The sequence below is a fragment of the Pseudomonas sp. Irchel s3h14 genome, from assembly GCF_900187425.1.
Classification (GTDB): Bacteria; Pseudomonadota; Gammaproteobacteria; order Pseudomonadales; family Pseudomonadaceae; genus Aquipseudomonas.
The window spans coordinates 292,172-313,239 of sequence record NZ_FYDJ01000001.1 but is presented as its reverse complement, the minus strand read 5'-3'; the positions used below and the strand labels follow the sequence as shown (position 1 = coordinate 313,239).

The window sequence follows — 21,068 nt, the reverse complement described above, 5'->3', positions numbered from 1 at the left end:
ATGGCGACAGCGTTCAGTATTTACAACACTTGGACCTGAATCCTGTTCGGCGAAGCGACTTTCGGTCGGGGCGCTTTAACCTAAGCCCCGGAATAGAGCATTGGCACCCGACGCAGGTTGCAGAAGATCTGGTAAGGAATCGTGCCCGCAGCCGCCGCCACGTCACTGGCAAGAATGTTTTTGCCCCACAACTCGACGGTCGAACCGAGGCCGGCTTGCGGCACATCGGTCAGGTCGATGCAGAGCATGTCCATCGACACCCGACCAATCAACTGGCTGCGCTGCCCGGCAACCATCACGGGCGTGCCGGTCGGTGCCTGACGTGGGTAGCCATCGGCGTAACCCATGGCCACCACGCCCACGCGCATTGGTTTCTGGGTGATGAATGTGGCGCCGTAACCGATCGGCTCGCCGGCCGGCAGTTCACGCACGCAGATCACTTTCGATTCGAGGGTCATCACCGGTTGCAGGCGGGACGCCACGGCGTTGGCTTCTTCAAACGGAGTCGCGCCGTAGAGCATGATGCCCGGGCGAACCCAATCACTCGGAATCTGCGGCCAACCGAGCACTGCCGGCGAGTTACGCAGGCTGACCTCAGCCGACAAGCCCTGGCGCGCCGCTTCGAACACCGCGACCTGCTCGGTACTGGCCTGGCTGTGCAGCTCATCGGCCCGGGCGAAGTGGCTCATCAGAACAATCTTCGCCACCTTGCCGCTGGCCAGCAGCCGTTGATAGGCCGCCTGATAATCCTTTGGATGCAAGCCCACCCGATGCATGCCCGAATCGAGCTTGAGCCAGACCGTGATCGGCTTGCTCAGTGCAGCGTTCTCGATGGCTTCGAGTTGCCACAGCGAATGGACCACACACCAGAAGTCATGCTCGACGATCAGCGATAGCTCATCGGCCTCGAAAAAACCTTCCAGCAGCAACACCGGCGCACGAATACCCGCGGCTCGCAGCTCCAACGCTTCTTCGATACAAGCCACGGCGAAACCATCTGCTTCGGCTTCCAGCGCCTGGGCGCAACGCACCGCGCCATGACCGTAGGCATCGGCCTTGATCACCGCGAGGGCCTTGGCCCCCGTGACTTCACGGGCGATTTGGTAGTTGTGACGCAGGGCTTGAAGGTCGATCAGGGCACGGGCTGGACGCATGGCGGCAGACTTCTAGGCGGTCATGGGAAGAAAAACCGGCGCTGGCTGACGGCGTGAACCGCCAGTAGCACCGGGAGAGGGATTTTTCAGACGAATTTATGGCAGAGCGGCGACAACCGACAGCTCAACCAGGATTTCCGGTTCGCACAACTTCGATTCAACGGTGGCACGGGCCGGTGCGACGCCTTTTGGCAGCCATTTGTCCCAGACCGCGTTCATGCCTTCAAAGTGTGCATCAATGTCTTTCAAGTAAATCGTCACCGACAGCAAACGGCTCTTGTCGGTCCCGGCCAGATCCAGCAAACGCTCGATGTTGGCAAGTGTTTCACGGGTCTGTTGTTCAATCCCGGCGTTCATATCGTCGCCGACCTGCCCTGCCAGATACACGGTACCGCTGTGGACTACGATCTGGCTCATGCGCTCATTGGTGAGCTGGCGCTGGATTGACATGTTTTGCAGACTCCTGAAGTTTTTTTCCATAACGGGAAATATCGAGGCCTTCGGCGCTGATCTGCGGCGTTTTCTTCGCCATCAGATCGGCCAGCAAGCGACCGGAACCGCACGCCATGGTCCAACCAAGCGTGCCGTGACCCGTGTTCAAAAACAGATTGCTGAACGGCGTAGCTCCCACGATCGGGGTGCCGTCCGGAGTGGTCGGACGCAGACCGGTCCAGAAACTCGCCTGGGCCAGATCGCCGCCCTGAGGATAGAGGTCGTTGACGATCATCTCCAGGGTTTCCCGCCGACGCGGGTTCAGCGACAGGTCAAAACCGGCTATTTCAGCCATGCCACCGACGCGGATGCGGTTGTCGAAACGGGTGATCGCGACCTTGTAGGTCTCGTCGAGAATAGTCGAAGTCGGGGCCATCGCCGGGTTAGTAATCGGCACGGTCAGGGAGTAACCCTTGAGCGGATACACCGGCGCCTTGATGCCCAGCGGCTTGAGCAGTTGCGGAGAGTAGCTGCCCAGGGCCAGCACGTAGCGATCAGCGGTTTCCAGCTTGCCGTCGATCCAGACACCATTGATGCGGTCGCCGGCGTAGTCGAGGCGCTGAATGTCCTGGTCGAAGCGGAATTCCACACCCAGTTTGGTAGCCATTTCGACCAGGCGGGTGGTGAACATCTGGCAGTCGCCAGTCTGGTCGTTCGGCAGGCGCAGGGCACCGGCGAGAATGTCGGTGACACTGGCCAGCGCCGGCTCGACGCGGGCAATGCCGGCGCGGTCGAGCAGTTCGAACGGCACGCCGGACTCTTTCAGCACGGCGATGTCTTTCCAGGCGCCATCAAGTTGAGCCTGGGTGCGGAACAGTTGGGTAGTACCGAGGCTGCGGCCTTCGTAGGCAATGCCGGTTTCGGCGCGCAATTCGTCGAGGCAGTCACGGCTGTACTCGGACAGGCGGACCATGCGCTCCTTGTTCACCGCATAACGGCTGGCGGTGCAGTTGCGCAGCATCTGCGCCATCCACAGGTATTGGTCGATGTCGGCGGTGGCCTTGATCGCCAGCGGTGCGTGGCGCTGCAACAACCACTTGATGGCCTTGAGCGGCACGCCCGGCGCCGCCCATGGTGAGGCATAACCCGGCGAAACCTGCCCGGCGTTGGCGAAACTGGTCTCCATGGCAGCAGCCGGCTGACGGTCCACGACCACCACTTCAAACCCGGCACGCGCCAGATAGTAAGCACTGGTGGTACCGATGACGCCGCTACCCAAGACCATAACGCGCATTTTCATATCCCTCATCGCGGCTTGCCGCTGACGTTCGTAGTTGTCGAGCATTGATGTGCGCAGTGTAAAAAAGATTAGGCAGTGCTTTTCACTATATAAGTGCCTATATTTGGCGAGAATTCTCGGCAAAAACGCTTTTCACGGAGGCGCATCCCCTATGCGTACCAACACTCAGACCAAACGTGAGCTGGACAAGATCGACCGCAACATCCTGCGGATCCTGCAAGCGGACGGGCGCATCTCCTTCACCGAGCTGGGGGAAAAGGTCGGGCTCTCGACCACGCCGTGTACCGAGCGGGTCCGGCGGCTGGAGCGCGAAGGGATCATCATGGGCTACAACGCCCGGCTCAATCCGCAGCATCTCAAGGGTAGTCTTCTGGTGTTCGTCGAGATCAGCCTCGACTACAAATCCGGCGATACTTTCGAAGAGTTCCGACGCGCGGTGCTGAAACTGCCCCACGTACTGGAGTGCCATTTGGTGTCAGGGGATTTCGACTATCTGGTGAAAGCGCGGATTTCCGAGATGGCCTCGTACCGCAAACTGCTGGGCGACATACTGCTCAAGCTGCCGCATGTGCGCGAATCCAAGAGCTACATCGTGATGGAAGAGGTGAAAGAGAGTTTGAGCCTGCCGATTCCGGATTGAGCCTGTGCCGATCGTTCCCACGCTCCGCGTGGGAATGCCTCAACGGACGCTCCGCGTTCGGCTCTTGGGACGCAGAGCGTCCCGGGCTGCATTCCCACGCAGAGCGTGGGAACGATCAAATCGTTACACCAGCACCTGCCGCGTTGAAGCCATGTACTCATGAATCTGCTTCTCGACCCGCGGATGAATCAGCTCCACCGGCCCCCGCCCATTCGGGCACGGCAAGGTCTTGGTGGTGCCGAACAGTCGACAGATCAGCGGCCGCTCGTCATACACGGTGCAGCCGTTCGGCCCGAGGTGCACACAGTTGAGCTCATCCATCGCAGCGTCCTGCTCGGCCCGGGTCTTGCGCGGCAGGCGGGACATTTCTTCTGGCGAGGTGGTCACCGGCCCACAGCAGTCATGGCAGCCGGGCACGCACTCGAACGAGGGAATCTGCTGCCGTAGCGTGCGAATTTTCTGACTGTTGCAGCTCATCGAAGCGGTGACCAAAAGCGGAATAGAGCGGGATTCTGACGCAAAAGCCGCGATCCAGACAGCACCAACCGACCAGTGTTGCCCGCGTCCGAAGGTCCGGCTTATGCTCCGTCAAATTTTCTAAACACAAGAATCAGGAACACGCACATGAATGCCCGTGCTCAGCAACCGGCCCCGAACCACCAGCACCCTGCTTCTTACTACGCCGCCAGCAGCCTGCCGCAGCCCGATCATCCGGTGCTCACAGCTGACCTGGTGGCTGACGTGTGCGTGGTCGGTGGCGGGTTCTCCGGGTTGAACACGGCGCTCGAACTGGCCGAACGCGGCTTCAGTGTGATCTTGCTTGAAGCCCACAAAATCGGTTGGGGCGCCAGCGGACGCAATGGCGGGCAGTTGATTCGAGGCGTCGGCCACGGCCTCGATCAGTTCGCCAACGTGATCGGTGCGGACGGCGTGCGTCAGATGAAACTCATGGGCCTGGAAGCGGTGGAAATCGTCCGGCAGCGCGTCGAGCGTTTTCAGATCCCTTGTGACCTGACCTGGGGCTATTGCGACTTGGCGAACAAGCCCCGGGACCTCGAAGGTTTTGCCGAAGACGCCGAAGAGCTGCGCCGTCTCGGTTACCGTTACGAAACCCGTCTGCTGCAAGCCAGTGAAATGCATTCCGTAGTGGGTTCCGACCGCTACGTCGGCGGTTTGATCGACATGGGCTCGGGGCATCTGCACCCGCTGAACCTGGCGCTGGGCGAAGCGGCGGCCGCCCAGCAGTTGGGGGTGAAGCTGTTCGAACAATCGGCAGTCACCCGCATCGATTATGGCCCCGAGGTCAAGGTCCATACCGCCCAGGGCTCGGTTCGCGCCAAGACGCTGGTGCTGGGCTGCAACGCCTACCTCAATGAACTCAATCCCGAACTCGGCGGCAAGGTGCTGCCCGCCGGCAGCTACATCATCGCCACCGAACCCTTGAGCGAAGCGCTGGCTCACTCGCTGCTGCCGCAGAACATGGCGGTCTGCGATCAACGGGTGGCACTGGATTACTATCGGCTCTCGGCGGACCGCCGCTTGCTGTTTGGCGGCGCCTGCCATTATTCAGGTCGCGACCCGAAGGACATCGCCGCCTACATGCGGCCGAAGATGCTGGAGGTTTTCCCGCAACTGGCCGGGGTCAAGATCGACTACCAATGGGGCGGGATGATCGGCATTGGCGCTAATCGCCTGCCGCAGATCGGGCGGCTCAAGGATCAGCCGAATGTGTATTACGCCCAGGCTTATTCCGGTCATGGCGTGAATGCCACACACCTCGCGGGGAAGTTGTTGGCTGAGGCTATCAGTGGTCAGCAGGGTGGTGGGTTTGATCTGTTTGCCAAGGTGCCGCATATCACGTTCCCTGGCGGCAAGCATTTGCGCTCGCCACTACTGGCGCTCGGGATGTTGTGGCATCGGCTTAAAGAGTTGGTTTGAAAGATCAGTGGCGTTCTTTCGGACGCCTTCGCGAGCAAGCCCGCTCCCACATTAGATTCTCAGTGAACACAGATTTGGTGTTCGGCAACGATCAAATGTGGGAGCAGGCTTGCTCGCGAATCGGTTCAAAGAACACCACAAGACTCAGATCCGCCAGAAGGGTTTAAGCCCCTCCTCCCGCGCCTGCTCCCGACTCAGCCCCACATCCCTCAGTTGCTCAGTCGTGAGCTCCAGCAACGCCTTGCGCGTGTGCAGACGATGCCAGAACAGACCCCAGCGACTCAGGCCGGACGGTGCGTTGCGCATGACCGCCTCGCGTGCGCCGTTGTTTTGCCCTGCCGCCAGTTCCTGACTGTGTAACGTCAGCCGCACATCGCTCAAGCCGTTCATTTTGATTGCTCCTGTTTACTTGGGTAGCCAGAGCTTTCATGATGCGCGGACGGCAAAAAGCATTACAGATTCAACGAGACTGTATTAACTCCATACAGATTTTGCATTTCAGCGACTGAATCCCCTATTTTCGACCCATCTGTACTGGTTCACCAAATCACCCACACCGAGACTGCGCCATGACCCTTTACGTCAACCTCGCCGAACTGCTCGGCACGCGTATCGAACAGGGCTTCTATCGCCCCGGTGACCGGCTGCCGTCGGTGCGGGCGTTGAGTGTTGAACACGGCGTCAGCCTGAGCACAGTGCAGCAGGCCTATCGCGTGTTGGAAGACAGCGGGTTGGCGACACCGAAACCCAAATCCGGCTACTTCGTTCCGGTGGGTCGTGAACTGCCGGAGCTGCCGGCCATTGGTCGCCCGGCACAGCGGCCGGTGGATATTTCCCAGTGGGATCAGGTGCTGGAACTCATTCGCGCCGTCCCGCGTAAAGATGTCGTGCAACTGGGGCGCGGCATGCCGGACATCACCACGCCGACCATGAAACCGCTGCTGCGCAGCCTGGCGCGAATCAGCCGGCGGCAGGACATGCCCGGTCTGTATTACGACAACATCTACGGCACCCTCGAACTGCGCGAACAGATTGCCCGCCTGCTGCTCGATTCCGGCTGCCAATTGAGCGCCAACGATCTGGTGATCACCACCGGTTGTCACGAAGCGCTGTCCACCAGCATCCGCTCCATCTGCGATCCGGGCGACATTGTGGCCGTGGACTCACCAAGCTTTCACGGCGCCATGCAAACCCTCAAGGGCCTGGGCATGAAAGCCCTGGAAATCCCCACCGACCCGCTCACCGGGATCAGCCTCGATGCCCTCGAACTGGCCCTGGAACAATGGCCAATCAAGGCCATACAGTTGACTCCCAACTGCAACAACCCGCTGGGCTACATCATGCCGGAGTCGCGCAAACGCGCGTTGTTGACGCTCGCCCAGCGTTTCGACGTAGCGATCATCGAGGACGATGTGTATGGCGAACTGGCCTACACCTACCCACGTCCACGCACGATCAAATCCTTCGACGAAGACGGCCGCGTCCTGCTGTGCAGTTCCTTTTCCAAGACCCTGGCGCCGGGACTGCGTATTGGCTGGGTGGCGCCGGGACGGTATCTGGAACGGGTGCTGCACATGAAATACATCAGCACCGGCTCCACCGCGCCGCAACCGCAGATTGCCATCGCCGAATTCCTCAAGGCTGGGCATTTCGAGCCGCATTTGCGGCGGATGCGCACCCAATACCAGCGCAATCGCGACGTAATGATCGATTGGGTCAGCCGCTATTTTCCGGCCGGTACCCGAGCCAGTCGCCCCCAGGGCAGCTTCATGCTCTGGGTCGAGCTGCCGGAGGGTTTCGACACCCTGAAACTGAATCGTGCACTGCACGATCAAGGCGTACAGATCGCCGTCGGCAGTATCTTTTCCGCCTCGGGCAAATACCGCAATTGCCTGCGGATGAACTACGCCGCCAAGCCAACGCCGCAGATCGAGGATGCTGTACGCAAGGTCGGCGCGGCAGCAATCAAGCTGTTGGCAGACATCGACGGTGTGAGCGACTGACCCTGCGGCACATCAGTTCACCACAAAACTGCCGCGACTTTCGAACCGGGTCACGTCGCGAACCTGCGTCGCCTCTTGGCTAACTCGCGCCTCAAGCTCAAGCTCCAGAACCAGTCGCTGACCTGCCGCCACCGTACCGTTGCGCCACGGCATCATTCGGTCGCCAGGCCTTAACGTATCCGGGTTGGGCGTGCCCTCTTCACCCTTGCGCACCCAATCCACCGTCAGGCCGTCCAGTTGAGCACCGAGGATCCGTACCTGTAATGTCCCCTCCGAGAATCGATAGAGCTGGGCATTCGCCGCCGACGCCTCCAGCATGAGCGTCATCGGCATCGCTTCTGCGCACTGCACCTGAAGACTGGTACGCCGGCTGCCAAAGCTTGCTGAAGCACTGCCCGTCGAGTGTTCCAGCAAGGCCCCGCGAGTGGTCGACCCAAAGTCCAGCAGTGCCGGCGACAGCGCAGCTGTGCAACGGTCGGCGGCCTGTACCTGAACGAAGGGAGATGAAAGCAAAACGCCAAGCACCAAGGTGCGGGGTCCCGCACGCAAGATGTCGGGAAAATAACTGAATACCGCTGATTTCATGGACGTTCCTTTAAGCGAACTATAGACATCACCCCACCTCGCAAACCGCTTCAGCGGTCTCGAAAAGTGCTGATGACTCGGAGGGTGTCTTGGCAAGCTTCAGGGTCACGTTGCACGTGTCGCCCTCGGTCAACGCCAGCTGCAATTGCATCTCGCTCTGCGCATCGAGCAGAAAAATCTTTCCAGCGTCGACCACTGTCGTCAGGTATTTTTCGCCGGCGTAGACCGCCACCCCCTTGGCCACTGGCTGGCCTTGCGCCGTATGCACCACGAGCAATACGCGCCGGGCGCTGACGAGCGCGAAATCAAATACCTGGACCGAACCACGTCCGGCCTCGACCTCCTGATAGCCATTGAGCACGTCGACGCTACGCGGCAGGCTGGCTGTTTCGATCTCTACCTTGGTGTTGCGGTAGGCCGGCAGACTGGCGGCCACGGCACGCCCGGCACCGTCTGTCCAGACCGGCCCCTGTGAAGTGCGTATTTTGACACCCGCCGATTCCCCTACCTTCACCAGTCCGAACGTGTCGCGCAGGGGATAGGGCGACGGTGTGACTCCATCCGCGTGGACCGCCAAACCGCCACGCAAGGCGACGTCATAGGTCTTGGACCCGGAGCCACTGTGGGAGTAACCCAGAGCTGCACGGGTGTAGCGCGGCAACAGGTTGACGCGCCCATTGATACCTGTGGCGCCGTTTTCGTCACGGTCGGCAGCAAAGCTATAGGTCAGTGTGTCGCTGACTTGCTCACTCAACTGCGCCCCACTGCTCAATCCGGCGCGGTCGTCGCGCCGTGCATAAGTGCTCAAGCTACGCTGAGCACCCAGCGGCATGCTCAGCGAGAGGTAAGCGCCCGTGCCTGATGCATTGTTTGTTTGGCCACCGAAGCTGCGCTCAAGGTTGACTGAAAGGCTCACCTCCCCAAAAGCACGCGACCAGGAAAGGCCCAGGCGTGATTGCACCTCACCGTTGACCGTGGCATTGCGTGATAACACAGCGCCAAACGTTCCTGACTCTGTGGTTGTACCGCTCAACGAAGCCCCCAACTGCTGGCTGGCTCGAGAGTCGGGCCGATCAAGCGTTTGATTCCAGGCAGTGTCCGACAACGTGCGAAAACCTTCAGATTGCTGCGAGGCCGTCAGGCTTGCAGACAATGAGGGGGCGAGAACGGTACTGAGCGCTGCTTGAAACTGAGTGCCACGCGTTTTCGAGGTCAGCACGCCAGAGACCACCTGCTGAGCACTGACCGTGCTTTGATCAGTCAGCGCCTGATGGATTCCCCAACCGACCGATTGATAGTCGTTGGCTCCCATTACTCCGACATTCAACTGCGTACCTGGCCGCCATTGCCAGTCATTGCTGAGCGTGGCAAACGTCGGGGTTTCGCGATTATCGCCAGTTATTCGGCGAACCTGACCGAAGGCCAATGAATAACTGGCACTCGAACTGCCAGTCCCTCTGCGCAGGCTCCCTGAAGGCACGGTAAATCGCCGCCGCGAACCATTTTCCTCATTCACCGTCACGTCAAGATCAAGGTTGTAGCTCAACAGTGGCAGGTCCCTGAGGGTGAAAGGTCCGGCGGGGACGACGGTGGTGTAGATCATTGCACCGTTTTGCCGCACCTCCACTCGAGCCGGCGAATAAGCAATGCCTTCGACGGCAGATCCGGCACCAAACCCTTCGTTCTCCAATGCGAGCGCAGATTCGGGCAGAAACTGAACCCCGGTAAACGCCCCTCCAGCGAACAGTGGCGTGGCCAGGGTGAGTTGACCCAACTGCATCTGGGTCTTGTCGCTTTCCAGGGTCCGTTCGGCATAGGCATTCAGATGCTCAAAGCGAGTAACTCCCTGAAACGAAGCGTACGATTGGCGGCTCCGAAAAATCCAATCCCCGGCATTCAGGCCGACTTCGGAGTTGAGGCTGTGATACTGACTCGACTGGCCATTGAACTGACTGCTGACCGCCAACGCGTCATAGTTGAACAGGCCCGCGACGCCACCATTGGAGAAACTGCGCTGGCCCGGCCCCGGAGACGCCAACAAGTGCGTGGGCACCAGCAGACTGACCTGTTCCTTGCCCGGGTCGAGCCGGGCAATCGCATCCGGAAACGCTGTACTGAACAGCACGCAAGCGCCCTTGCCCGATTCCTGCGAGAGGCGATCGGGAACACGAACGCCACCACCTGCCAGCAGCCCCATGTCGACACACAGGTCACCGTTTTCATTAAACCTGCCGAGCGCACGCCCCTTTGCCACGCCGTTGACTTCCAGCGCTATCCGCCGCAGACCTTGCTCGAATCGTGGAGCCAAACTGAAGTACTGCGCCAGTTTCGGGTCAATCCCTCGGTCTTTCAGCACTTCGGCGTCGAACGCCACACGCTCGTCGGCAAGGGCTCGATCACAAACCGTCACGCCGTAGGTCATTCCGGCGACAAGCGCCATCCTCGCCCCACGAGTGCCGAGCATTACTTGAAGACCAGCGGTGCGTCATAAGTGCCCACCGCGAAACCGTAGGTGGTTGCGGGGGACAGACGTACCGTCGTGCTTGAGGCCAACAAAGCGGCGCCCGCCAGCACAAGCTCTTCACCCGGCAAGACATAGGTTCGCGGCAAATCCAGCATCACGCCAGATGGCATGACGCTGACGGATTTGGACAGTCGAACGACATAAGGGCTGGGGTTTTTGACCTTTAGCTGAGCGCCGTGCAGCGACCAGTTCAAACGCTTCCAGGGTTCAACCTCGACCGGCAGATTGGCCGGACGCAGGATCACCGGAATGTTCTGCCTCACACCCAGGACTATCTGAGCATCACTCTCTGAGGTTTTCGGCAGGATGCCTTCGAAGATGACACGCTTGAGGCGCTCGGTTTCGAGCGGTTTGCTGCTTTGCAGAATGAATCGGACCTGCTGTGTTCCACCGGCTTCGACCCGCGCCACAGGCGGACTCAGTACCAACAGACTTTCTTGGTCCTCGGGCGTGTTCTCGATAACGGTATACAACAGCGCGGGTTGATCATCGGTGTTCTTGACGTTGATCGTGGCTTCGCCGAGGGACTCTTCCACCAGCAGTACCGGCACTTCCGGCACCATGCCGACGCCCATTGCGCCCGACGAAATCGACAGACCAATTGCAATCAACGCAACAAGCGCGACGTGCTTTTTTAATGAATACATGATGATTTCCAGGCGTACCAACGCAGCGATCCGGTTTGGAACGTGCGTCGAGGCTGTGCTCTTTTGACGAAGGGACCTGGCGATAGAGATTCAGCGGGCTATGCAGCGCCCTTGCTTCTGCGCTGGCAGCAGCCGTCTCTATCACCCGGTTTGAAACCAGGTTGTGTTCAGGAAATCAGCCGTCGCCGTCCTGAAAAAACCTGTCTTAGAGGTAGAACACGTCGAAAATCACCGAACCATCGACCTTGAACGAGGTGGTGGTCGCCGGCAGTTGACGGGTGGGCCGGATGACGGCGGCCACTTTCATTTCAAAAGTGTGTACCAGCGCTGCGGCCGGACCGGCAGCCGCACTCAGGCCCCAGGAGTAAGTGGTCGGGAAGTTCGAGACCATGCGGCTGCCAGGCAAGCGCCAGTTCAGGTTGTCTGGAGTGCGAACCAGGAAAGTCTGCTCACTATTGTCAGTCGTGGCCTTGCCAACCCGCAGGCCAAACCCACCGAGACCCACACCAGAGCTGCCGGCGTTACCCAAGCCGTAGTAAAGATTTTCACCGATAAACCCTGTAGGGCTGAAGACCAGGTTCGGAGCCTTAGTCGCGGCACGGTTGTCTTTCACACCGAACTCAACGGCGGCCGGGGCATCGCAGCGGATATTCAGGGAAATATCATGTTCTGGCAGATTGTTTTGAGCCGTAGGACTCAGAGAACTTAAAGTGATCTGACCCAGATCAACGTTAGTACCGCCCGCGAAACTTGGCGTACAGGAAGTTGGAACAATGTTACCTGTAACGGTCAATCCGACACTGGCCGCCGATGCCATCACGGGAGAAACAGCAACAGCCATCGCAGCGACTAAAAACAGCTTTTTCATTATTAAATTCCTTGTTAGACAGATATCAATCACATGCTTTGCATACGAAAAAAAGTCCGATAGCAAATCAAGCCAAGCGATCATTGCGGATAGCGTAAGCTTTATCTGTAGGAATACTCGTTAATAGCCCGAGGGTTATTCTCAAAGGCTCGTAGCTTTTCGAGTCAAGGTTTGCAAGGAGTTGTCCGAAAAACCTGGAAGCATCTTCCTCGAACTCTGTGTGACTTTCACGCCACCCTCTAAATACTCGTCCGCGAGGATGTCCTCCGGCTAAATCCTGGCATCCTCTATCACTGACTCTATTGAAATCAATTCAAAAAATTTAAAACAGCACCCAATTAAAAACATCTTCGCAACCTTTAAACCCGACACTATTACATCGCCCCTAAACTCACTTGCGATCACTTCAACTTTAACCCTGACGTAAAGTTACAAGTTTCAACCACGCCTCGTTCTGTTCGCCCCGTTGACGCCTCATTTGGGCAGGCTGTGCCATACTTCGTCTTTGCCGTGATGCGAGACATCCGACTTGAGCTCCCGACCAACCCTGGCTTTTCTCCTGTTGCTCAGCGTGTGCTTGAGCGGTTGCGCCACGTTCGATGCGCAAAAATCCCCTAGCCAGGCACTGCCGGCGACCCAGTCCAGCTTCGGCCGCTCAATTCAGGCCCAGGCTGCGCCTCATCAGGGCCAATCGGGCTTTCGTTTGCTCTCCGATAGCGCCGAGGCCTTCACCGCCCGCGCCGAGCTGATTCGCAACGCCCAAAGCAGCCTCGATCTGCAGTACTACATCGTGCATGACGGCATCAGCACACGAATATTGGTGAGCGAACTGCTCAACGCCGCCGACCGCGGCGTGCGGGTGCGGATTCTGCTCGACGACACCACCAGCGATGGCCTGGACCGGATCATCGCGACCCTCGCCGCCCATCCGAAGATTCAGATCCGCGTGTTCAACCCGCTGCACCTGGGCCGCAGCACCGTCGTTACGCGAACCATGGGCCGGCTGTTCGACCTGTCGCAGCAACACCGGCGCATGCACAACAAACTGTGGGTGACGGACAACAGCGCGGCAATCGTTGGCGGGCGCAACCTGGGGGACGAGTATTTCGATGCCGAACCCAACCTCAATTTCACCGACATCGACATGCTCAGTGTCGGCCCGGTTGCAGAGCAGTTGGGACACAGCTTCGACCAGTACTGGAACAGCGCCCTGAGCAAGCCGATCGAACAGTTTCTCTCGACCAAGCCGACAGCCAAGGATCTGAGAAACACCCGGACCCGACTGGACGAATCCCTGGAGGAAACGCGCAAACAGAACCACGCGCTTTATCAGCAGTTGATGGCCTATACCACTCATCCGCGCCTGGATGTCTGGCGCCGGGAGTTGATCTGGGCCTGGAACCAGGCGTTGTGGGACGCACCGAGCAAGGTGCTGGCCGACGGCGAACCGGACCCGCACCTGCTACTGACCACCCAATTGGCGCCCGAGCTCGATGGGGTCAGCAAGGAGCTGATCATGGTCTCGCCCTACATCGTGCCCGCACAACCGGGCCTGGTGTACCTGACCGGTCGCGCCGATGCCGGCGTGTCGGTGAGTTTGCTGACCAATTCACTGGAAGCCACCGATGTACCGGCCACGCACGGTGGTTACGCACCTTATCGCAAAGCGTTACTGGAGCACGGCGTGCAATTGTTCGAATTACGCCGCCAGCCCGGCGATAACGGTAACGGCGGCAGCGGACCGAGCCTGTTTCACAGCGGGAGCAGCTCCTCCCGTAGTTCCGACTCCAGCCTGCACAGCAAGGCGATGATTTTCGACCGACAGAAAGCCTTCATCGGCTCGTTCAATTTCGACCCGCGCTCGGTGCTGTGGAACACCGAAGTCGGGGTACTGGTGGACAACCCGCAGCTCGCCGGACGGGTACGCGAACTGGCACTGGAGGGTATGGCGCCGGCCCTCAGCTATCAGGCCCGGCTGGAAAAGGGTCAGATCGTCTGGGTCACTGAAGATGACGGCAAACAGCACACACTGACCAAAGAACCGGGAAGTTGGTGGCTGCATTTCAATTCATGGCTCAGCAGCATGGTCGGCCTGGAGCGGATGCTTTAAAAACAGTGCAGTCATATAGATTGCCAAGATCTATGCCGGCTGCACCGCACCAAACGCGCCTTGCCGTGACAGCAGAATCACCAACCCCAGCGCACCGGCCGCCATCAGCAGCGGCAACGCATGCCCGCTGATCCACTGACTGCCGGCACCGGCGGCCAGCGGCCCGACCAGGCAACCGATACCCCACAGCTGCGCGATATGCGCATTGGCGCGCACCAGCGCATCGTCGCGATAACGCTCGCCGATCAGGATCAGTGACAAGGTGAACAAGCCACCGGCACTGGCACCGAACAACACCCACAACGGCCAGATCAGCAACGTGTCGATCAACAACGGGATAGCCAGGCTCGATATCAACAGGATCACCGCACACCCGGTGAACAACGTACGCCGCGACAGGCGATCAGCCAGTGCGCCAATCGGCAATTGCAGCAAGGCATCACCCACCACCACCGTGCTGACCATCGCCAACGCAATGTCCGTCGTAAAGCCCTGACGCAGGCAATAAACCGGCAACAAAGTCAGGATCATCGCTTCGAACGCTGCGAACAGCGACACCGCCCAGGCAATCGCCGGCAGGCCACGACAGAAGCCCAGCAAGTCACTGAAGGTCACGCTGCAGGCTTCACTGGTCGGCGCTCCGCTGCGACCCAGCAACAGGAACGGTGCCGCCGTCAGCAACCCGACGCCAACCCAAAATCCGTAATCGTGCTCGGTGCCCACAACGCCAAGCAGCAACGGCCCGGCCAGCTGACTCAGCGCATAACTGCTGCCATACAGCGCCACCAATCGCCCGCGCCATTGCTCGACCACAAGTTGGTTGATCCAGCTTTCGCCGAGGATGAAGACGAGGGTCAGGATCACCCCGATCATCAGCCGCAATACCAGCCAAATCGGATAGCTTGGCAACAGCGCCAGCAAACCGATGGACAACGCCCCGGCCCATAGACACAGACGCATCAGATTGGCCGTGCCCAGACACGCGGCCAGATGGCTGGAGATCTTTGCCCCCAGCAATACGCCAATGGCGGGCATTGCTGCCATCACACCGATGGCGAACGAGCCGTAACCCCAGCCTTCCAGGCGAAACGACACCAACGGCATGCTGACGCCCAGCGCCAGGCCGACACTCAAGACAGACGCCAACACGGCGAAATAAGTCGCCCAACGCATTTCCACGCTCCTGTGGATTGTTATTTTTTACAGGTCGTACAAAAACAAATGTGGGAGCGGGCTTGCTCGCGAAGAGGCCATCACATCCAACATCTTCGTTGGCTGTTACGGCGCCTTCGCGAGCAAGCCCGCTCCCACAAGGGATCTGCGTCGCTCAGGAGTCCGATTGGTTGCCGGGCTCCTTCACTGGCTTACAACTTGATCCAGGTCGCCTTCAGCTCGGTGTACTTGTCGAACGCATGCAGCGACTTGTCGCGACCGTTGCCGGACTGCTTGAAGCCACCGAACGGGGCCGTCATGTCGCCGCCGTCATACTGGTTAACCCACACGCTACCAGCGCGCAGTGCCTTGGCAGTCAGATGGGCCTTGGAAATATCCTTGGTCCACACTGCTGCGGCCAAGCCGTAAGGGGTGTCGTTGGCAATCGCAATGGCTTCTTCGGCGGTATCGAAAGTGATCACCGACAGCACTGGGCCGAAGATTTCTTCCTGAGCGATTTTCATCGCATTGCTCACGCCGTCGAAAATCGTTGGCTCAACGTAGGTGCCACCGGTTTCCTGAAGAATGCGCTTGCCGCCCGCCACCAGTTTGGCGCCGTCGGTGTGGCCCGATTCGATGTAGGACAGTACGGTGTTCATCTGCTGGGTATCCACCAGCGCGCCGACGTTGGTTGCCGGGTCCAGCGGGTTGCCCGGTTTCCAGGTTTTCAGCGCCTCGATCACCAGCGGCAGGAATTTATCCTTGATCGAACGCTCCACCAGCAGGCGCGAGCCAGCGGTGCAGACTTCGCCCTGGTTGAAGGCGATGGCGCCGGCCGCCGATTCAGCGGCAGCTTGCAGGTCCGGCGCATCGGCGAACACGATGTTCGGGCTCTTGCCGCCGGCTTCGAGCCAGACGCGTTTCATGTTCGATTCGCCGGAGTAGATCAGCAGTTGCTTGGCGATTTTAGTCGAACCGGTGAACACCAGGGTGTCCACATCATTGTGCAGGGCCAGGGCCTTGCCGACGGTGTGACCGTAACCTGGCAGGACGTTCAACACGCCTTTCGGGATGCCGGCCTCAACGGCCAGCGCAGCGATGCGGATGGCGGTCAGCGGCGATTTTTCGGATGGCTTGAGGATCACCGAGTTACCGGTGGACAGCGCCGGGCCGAGTTTCCAGCACGCCATCATCAACGGGAAGTTCCACGGCACGATCGCGCCGACGACGCCGACCGGCTCACGGGTCACCAGACCCAGCTGGTCATGGGGAGTCGCGGCCACTTCGTCGTAGATCTTGTCGATGGCTTCACCGCTCCAGCTCAGGGCTTGCGCCGCGCCTGGAACGTCGATGTACAGGGAATCACTGATTGGCTTGCCCATGTCCAGGGTTTCAAGCAGGGCCAGCTCTTCGGCGTGCTGTTTCAGCAGGCCGGCGAAACGGATCATGGTGGCTTTGCGTTTGGTCGGTGCCAGGCGCGACCAGACGCCGGAATTGAAGGTGGCGCGAGCGTTTTCAACAGCGCGCTGGGCGTCGGCGGCGTCACAGCTGGCAATCTTGCCCAGCAGACGGCCATCGACCGGGCTGATGCACTCGAAGGTCTCGGCGGAGACAGCATCGGTGTATTCGCCATTGATGTAGGCGCGGCCTTCGATCTTCAGATCGCGAGCCCGTTGCTCCCAATCGGCACGAGTCAGGGTGGTCATACGAGTGTCCTCCTCTTATTGAATACGAACGCTCCACGGTCTTCGCGGGCGCTGTCAGGAATTCTGCCCGGCCAGCCTGCTTTTTCGGCCCAAGGCAACTGCCACCCTAAACCAGTGGCCGGGGTTGTTTCAATATATTTGACACAAGGTCGGCAAACGGCCTTGCGGTGTTCATTTTAATAAACATAGACTTTGGACTTTCCAACCACTCGCGCCGCAATCACGGGGGATTACAAGAATGAGCATCCAGGACATCGTCGACTTCAGCCAGGCCACCACCCAGCCCGATCGCTATCGACCAGACCCGGCGAAAGTCCTCAAGGGCGACCCTGAACAAGCAGTGTACAACCACTACAACAGCCCTTGCGGCCAGATGAGCGCAGGCGTGTGGGAAGGCGAGGTCGGCCAGTGGCATGTGAACTACACCGAGCATGAATACTGCGAGATCGTTCAGGGGGTTTCAGTGCTGCGCGACAACGAAGGCAACGGCAAGACCCTGCGCGTGGGCGATCGCTTCGTGATCCCGGCCGGGTTCAGAGGCACCTGGGAGGTGCTGGAGCCGTGCCGCAAGATCTATGTGGTGTTTGAACAGAAAGCTTGAAACCTTTCTCGAGGCCACAAAAAAGGCCCGTATCTCGCGATACGGGCCTTTTTTGTAAGAGGGAAAAATCAATTACTTGATTTTGCCTTCTTTGTACATCACGTGCTTGCGAACGCGCGGATCGAACATGCGCTTTTCGAGCTTGTCCGGAGTAGTACGCTTGTTCTTGTCGGTAGTGTAGAAGTGACCAGTACCGGCGCTAGAAATCATTCGAATCAATTCACGCATGATTAGCTCCCTTAGATCTTGCCAGCTTTGCGGATTTCGGCCAGCACGACAGTGATGCCACGCTTGTCGATGATACGCATGCCTTTGGCAGATACGCGCAGACGCACAAAACGTTTCTCTTCTTCAACCCAGAAGCGGTGATGCTGCAGGTTCGGCAGGAAACGACGACGGGTTTTGTTGTTTGCGTGGGAAATGTTATTCCCAGTCACCGGACCCTTACCGGTAACTTGACATACTCTCGACATGCCTCAGCCCTCTAAAACCACATGCCCAACCCGGCATGGGTTGGCCGCTTAATCTCTCAGTCATTTGGCGCCAGGCGCCGCGTTTCTTTAGAGGTCTTACCGGCTACACCTACAGTGAAGGAACCGGGCCCCTAGAAAAGAGCGCTGCTTTATACCAGAAAGACTGGAGAGCAACAACATTCCGTGTGCACAGACTTAATAAAAACCCCGTTTTTCTGGCTCTGAGCGCCTTGGATAAAGGCTATCCTCGATGAAGACCGCTCGTCGCAGAGAATCGGCCAACAGGCCAATCCAGGGTTTTGCTCAACCGGTACTCACCGAAAACAATCGCCTATAGTCCCCTTAAAATGAAAAAGGGGATAGTCATTTACAAAAGAGCCCACTAGGGTAAGCCTTTTCCAGACTGCACTTGCAGATGGGCCTTCGATCTGTAAAGGAATCCGACCATGCGCCTCGCTGCCCTACCACTGTTGCTCGCCCCGCTCCTACTGAGCCCGCTGGCCCATGCCGCGGCCCTGAGCGTCTGCACCGAGGCCAGCCCGGAAGGGTTCGACGTGGTGCAATACAACTCGCTGACCACCACCAACGCCTCGGCCGACGTGCTGATGAACAGTCTGGTGGACTTCGATACCGCCAGCGGCAAAGTGGTCGCCAGCCTCGCCGACAGCTGGGAAGTCACGCCCGACGGCCTGACCTATGTCTTCAAATTGCACCCGCAGGTGAAATTCCACCGCACCGAATATTTCAGCCCGACGCGTGATCTGACCGCCGAGGACGTGAAGTTCAGTTTCGACCGCATGCTCGACCCGGCAAACCCCTGGCACAAAGTCGCCCAAAGCGGCTTCCCGCACGCCCAGTCGATGCAGTTGCCAGCGCTGATCAAGAAGATCGACGCACTGGACCCGCTGACTATACGGTTCACCCTCGACCACCCGGACTCGACCTTCCTCGCGACCCTGAGCATGGGCTTCGCCTCGATCTATTCGGCTGAATACGCCGATAAATTGCTCAAGGCTGGCACCCCGGAGAAGCTCAACAGCCAGCCAATCGGCAGCGGGCCGTTCATCTTCACGCGCTTCCAGAAAGATGCTTCGATCCGCTACAAGGCCAACCCGGACTACTTCCGCGGCAAGCCTTCGGTGGATCCGCTGATTTTCGCCATCACCCCTGACGCTAACGTGCGCTTGCAGAAATTGCGCCGCAACGAGTGCCAGATCGCCCTGTCGCCCAAGCCTCTGGACGTACAGGCAGCGCTGAAAGAGCCGACCCTGAAAGTGGAAAAGACTGACGCCTTCATGACCGCGTTCGTCGGCATCAACAGCCAGCATCCGCCGCTGGACAAGCCTGAAGTGCGCCAGGCGATCAACCTCGCGTTCGACAAGGCCAACTACGTCAAAGCTGTGTTCGAAGACACCGCCGAACCTGCCAACGGCCCATACCCGCCGAACACCTGGAGCTATGCCAAAGGCCTGCCGGGTTATCCCCACGACGTCGAAAAAGCCAAAGCACTCATGGCGAAGGCCGGGCTCAAGGACGGTTTCCAGACCACCATCTGGACCCGACCTTCTGGCAGTCTGCTCAACCCGAACCCGAGCCTCAGCGCTCAAATGCTGCAATCGGACCTCGCGGAAATTGGCATCCAGGCCGAGATTCGGGTGATCGAATGGGGCGAACTGATTCGCCGCGCCAAGGCCGGTGAACACGACCTGTTGTTCATGGGCTGGGCCGGCGACAACGGAGACCCGGACAACTTCCTCACGCCGCAGTTTTCCTGCGCCGCGGTCAAATCCGGCACCAACTTCGCCCGCTACTGCAACCAGGACCTGGACAAGCTGATCAGCGCCGGCAAGACCACCGGCGAGCAAGGTGTGCGCACCAAGCTCTACGAACAGGCCCAGGCACAGATCCAGCAGCAGGCGCTGTGGCTGCCGCTGGCCCACCCGACCGCCTTCGCGCTGACGCGCAAGGACGTTGAGGGGTATCAGGTCAGCCCGTTTGGTCGTCAGGATTACTCGAAGGTCATCCTCAAGTAATCAGCGTCACCACAAAACCTGTGGGAGCGGCGGTGCGACGATTCGACTTGCTCGCGAAAGCGGTCTGTCAGTAGACATTGATATCGACTGACACGACGCCTTCGCGAGCAAGCCCGCTCCCACATGGGTTTTCGTCGTTCACTACATCCACCCGTACTCAGCCATGGACAGCGGATCGCCGTCCCCGATGATGAAATGGTCGAGCACCCGAACATCGATCAGGTCCAGCGCCTCTTGCAGGCGCTTGGTCAGCGTTCGGTCGGCTTGACTGGGGTTGGTGTTACCCGACGGATGGTTATGGCAGAGGATCAGTGCTGCGGCGTTGTGGGCCAACGCGCGTTTAACCACTTGTCTCGGATAGACACTGGTGCTGTCGATGGAGCCGCGAAACAGCACTTCAAAGGTCAGCACTTGATGTCTGGAATCCAAAAACAGACAGCCGAACACCTCGTGAGGCTCATGGCGCAGCATTGACTTCAGGTAATCACGAACCGCCTGCGGATTTTCCAGCGCCGGTTTTTGGCGCGCACGTTCGGCCAAATGCCGCCGGCTCATTTCCTGGACCGCTTGCAACTGAGCGAATTTCGCCGGCCCGAGCCCCAACTGCCGGCTGAATGCTGCTTGATCGGCCTCGAGCAGTGAGCGCAAGCTGCCAAACTGACTCAACAGGTGTCGCGCCAGATCTACCGCGCTTTTACCCGACACGCCCGTTCGTAAAAAAATCGCCAGCAGTTCGGCGTCCGAAAGGCTCCCCGAGCCCAACTCAAGCAACCTCTCCCGCGGCCGTTCCGCCGCTGGCCAATCGCGAATACTCATAGCACCTCCCTGGTCTGTGGGCGCCGCTGTTCCGTAGCGGTCGCTGTGATATCTTAGCCCATCTTTTTTGCAGGCGATTTCATCCC

Annotated in this window: 20 protein-coding genes; 6 read left to right on the top strand and 14 right to left on the bottom strand. The window is 59.3% G+C overall.

What is annotated here, in order from left to right; genetic code table 11:
* Window positions 1-80 precede the first annotated feature (80 nt).
* The 3 genes from alr to dadA form a co-directional block, all read right to left on the bottom strand.
* Complete coding sequence (gene alr / locus CKW16_RS01515) at window positions 81-1,154, bottom strand: alanine racemase (RefSeq protein WP_095126929.1); 1,074 nt, start codon at window positions 1,152-1,154, stop codon at window positions 81-83.
* A 96-nt stretch (window positions 1,155-1,250) separates the two neighbouring features.
* Window positions 1,251-1,604 carry a RidA family protein gene (locus CKW16_RS01510; RefSeq protein WP_008150191.1) on the bottom strand — a complete coding sequence of 118 codons (354 nt, stop codon included), beginning with the start codon at window positions 1,602-1,604 and terminating at the stop codon, window positions 1,251-1,253.
* Window positions 1,576-2,880, bottom strand: coding sequence for a D-amino acid dehydrogenase (gene dadA / locus CKW16_RS01505; protein ID WP_074880408.1), 1,305 nt, complete (start codon window positions 2,878-2,880; stop codon window positions 1,576-1,578). Before dadA ends, CKW16_RS01510 begins: the two co-directional genes overlap by 29 nt.
* 157 nt (window positions 2,881-3,037) lie before the next feature.
* On the opposite strand from dadA, the gene CKW16_RS01500 reads away from it, so the two are divergent.
* Entirely contained in the window at window positions 3,038-3,526 is a 489-nt protein-coding gene (locus CKW16_RS01500; RefSeq protein ID WP_003177284.1) for an Lrp/AsnC ligand binding domain-containing protein, read from the top strand.
* A 123-nt stretch (window positions 3,527-3,649) separates the two neighbouring features.
* Here CKW16_RS01500 and CKW16_RS01495 read toward each other — a convergent pair whose 3' ends face one another.
* On the bottom strand, window positions 3,650-4,003 hold the full coding sequence (locus tag CKW16_RS01495) for a YkgJ family cysteine cluster protein (protein WP_007947437.1): 354 nt from the start codon (window positions 4,001-4,003) through the stop codon (window positions 3,650-3,652).
* Window positions 4,004-4,150: 147 nt separating this feature from the next.
* Here CKW16_RS01495 and CKW16_RS01490 point away from each other — a divergent pair, with 147 nt between their 5' ends.
* Window positions 4,151-5,464: an FAD-binding oxidoreductase gene (locus tag CKW16_RS01490; protein WP_095126928.1), complete on the top strand. Its 1,314-nt coding sequence runs from the start codon at window positions 4,151-4,153 to the stop codon at window positions 5,462-5,464.
* 144 nt (window positions 5,465-5,608) lie between these two features.
* Here CKW16_RS01490 and CKW16_RS01485 read toward each other — a convergent pair whose 3' ends face one another.
* Complete coding sequence (locus CKW16_RS01485; RefSeq protein ID WP_095126927.1) at window positions 5,609-5,854, bottom strand: DUF1127 domain-containing protein; 246 nt, start codon at window positions 5,852-5,854, stop codon at window positions 5,609-5,611.
* Window positions 5,855-6,033: 179 nt separating this feature from the next.
* On the opposite strand from CKW16_RS01485, the gene CKW16_RS01480 reads away from it, so the two are divergent.
* The gene (locus CKW16_RS01480; RefSeq protein ID WP_095126926.1) at window positions 6,034-7,467 is read left to right on the top strand and encodes a PLP-dependent aminotransferase family protein; all 1,434 of its coding nucleotides are present in this window, start codon (window positions 6,034-6,036) and stop codon (window positions 7,465-7,467) included.
* Window positions 7,468-7,479: 12 nt separating this feature from the next.
* Here CKW16_RS01480 and CKW16_RS01475 read toward each other — a convergent pair whose 3' ends face one another.
* The 4 genes from CKW16_RS01475 to CKW16_RS01460 form a co-directional block, all read right to left on the bottom strand.
* The gene (locus CKW16_RS01475) at window positions 7,480-8,052 is read right to left on the bottom strand and encodes a hypothetical protein (protein WP_095126925.1); all 573 of its coding nucleotides are present in this window, start codon (window positions 8,050-8,052) and stop codon (window positions 7,480-7,482) included.
* A 28-nt stretch (window positions 8,053-8,080) separates the two neighbouring features.
* The gene (locus CKW16_RS01470) at window positions 8,081-10,492 is read right to left on the bottom strand and encodes a fimbria/pilus outer membrane usher protein (protein WP_256580438.1); all 2,412 of its coding nucleotides are present in this window, start codon (window positions 10,490-10,492) and stop codon (window positions 8,081-8,083) included.
* Between the two features lie 23 nt (window positions 10,493-10,515).
* Window positions 10,516-11,223, bottom strand: a complete 708-nt coding sequence (locus tag CKW16_RS01465; RefSeq protein WP_095126923.1) for a fimbria/pilus chaperone family protein — start codon at window positions 11,221-11,223, stop codon at window positions 10,516-10,518.
* Window positions 11,224-11,428: 205 nt separating this feature from the next.
* Window positions 11,429-12,091, bottom strand: a complete 663-nt coding sequence (locus tag CKW16_RS01460; protein WP_095126922.1) for a DUF1120 domain-containing protein — start codon at window positions 12,089-12,091, stop codon at window positions 11,429-11,431.
* Window positions 12,092-12,620: 529 nt separating this feature from the next.
* Here CKW16_RS01460 and CKW16_RS01455 point away from each other — a divergent pair.
* Window positions 12,621-14,201: a phospholipase D family protein gene (locus tag CKW16_RS01455; RefSeq protein ID WP_095126921.1), complete on the top strand. Its 1,581-nt coding sequence runs from the start codon at window positions 12,621-12,623 to the stop codon at window positions 14,199-14,201.
* A gap of 30 nt (window positions 14,202-14,231) precedes the next feature.
* Here CKW16_RS01455 and CKW16_RS01450 read toward each other — a convergent pair whose 3' ends face one another.
* A complete protein-coding gene (locus CKW16_RS01450) occupies window positions 14,232-15,374 on the bottom strand; it encodes an MFS transporter (RefSeq protein ID WP_095126920.1) in 1,143 nt (380 codons plus the stop codon).
* Between the two features lie 191 nt (window positions 15,375-15,565).
* A complete protein-coding gene (locus CKW16_RS01445) occupies window positions 15,566-17,059 on the bottom strand; it encodes an aldehyde dehydrogenase (RefSeq protein WP_008150178.1) in 1,494 nt (497 codons plus the stop codon).
* Window positions 17,060-17,297: 238 nt separating this feature from the next.
* On the opposite strand from CKW16_RS01445, the gene CKW16_RS01440 reads away from it, so the two are divergent.
* Window positions 17,298-17,660, top strand: a complete 363-nt coding sequence (locus CKW16_RS01440; protein WP_095126919.1) for a cupin domain-containing protein — start codon at window positions 17,298-17,300, stop codon at window positions 17,658-17,660.
* Between the two features lie 72 nt (window positions 17,661-17,732).
* On the opposite strand, the gene rpmG is transcribed toward CKW16_RS01440, so the two are convergent.
* Window positions 17,733-17,888, bottom strand: coding sequence for a 50S ribosomal protein L33 (gene rpmG / locus CKW16_RS01435; RefSeq protein ID WP_008150173.1), 156 nt, complete (start codon window positions 17,886-17,888; stop codon window positions 17,733-17,735).
* A gap of 11 nt (window positions 17,889-17,899) precedes the next feature.
* On the bottom strand, window positions 17,900-18,133 hold the full coding sequence (rpmB, locus tag CKW16_RS01430) for a 50S ribosomal protein L28 (RefSeq protein WP_007894701.1): 234 nt from the start codon (window positions 18,131-18,133) through the stop codon (window positions 17,900-17,902).
* 446 nt (window positions 18,134-18,579) lie between these two features.
* Here rpmB and CKW16_RS01425 point away from each other — a divergent pair, with 446 nt between their 5' ends.
* A complete protein-coding gene (locus CKW16_RS01425; protein ID WP_095126918.1) occupies window positions 18,580-20,166 on the top strand; it encodes an ABC transporter substrate-binding protein in 1,587 nt (528 codons plus the stop codon).
* Window positions 20,167-20,307: 141 nt separating this feature from the next.
* Here CKW16_RS01425 and radC read toward each other — a convergent pair whose 3' ends face one another.
* The gene (radC, locus tag CKW16_RS01415; protein ID WP_095126917.1) at window positions 20,308-20,982 is read right to left on the bottom strand and encodes a DNA repair protein RadC; all 675 of its coding nucleotides are present in this window, start codon (window positions 20,980-20,982) and stop codon (window positions 20,308-20,310) included.
* Window positions 20,983-21,068: the final 86 nt, after the last annotated feature.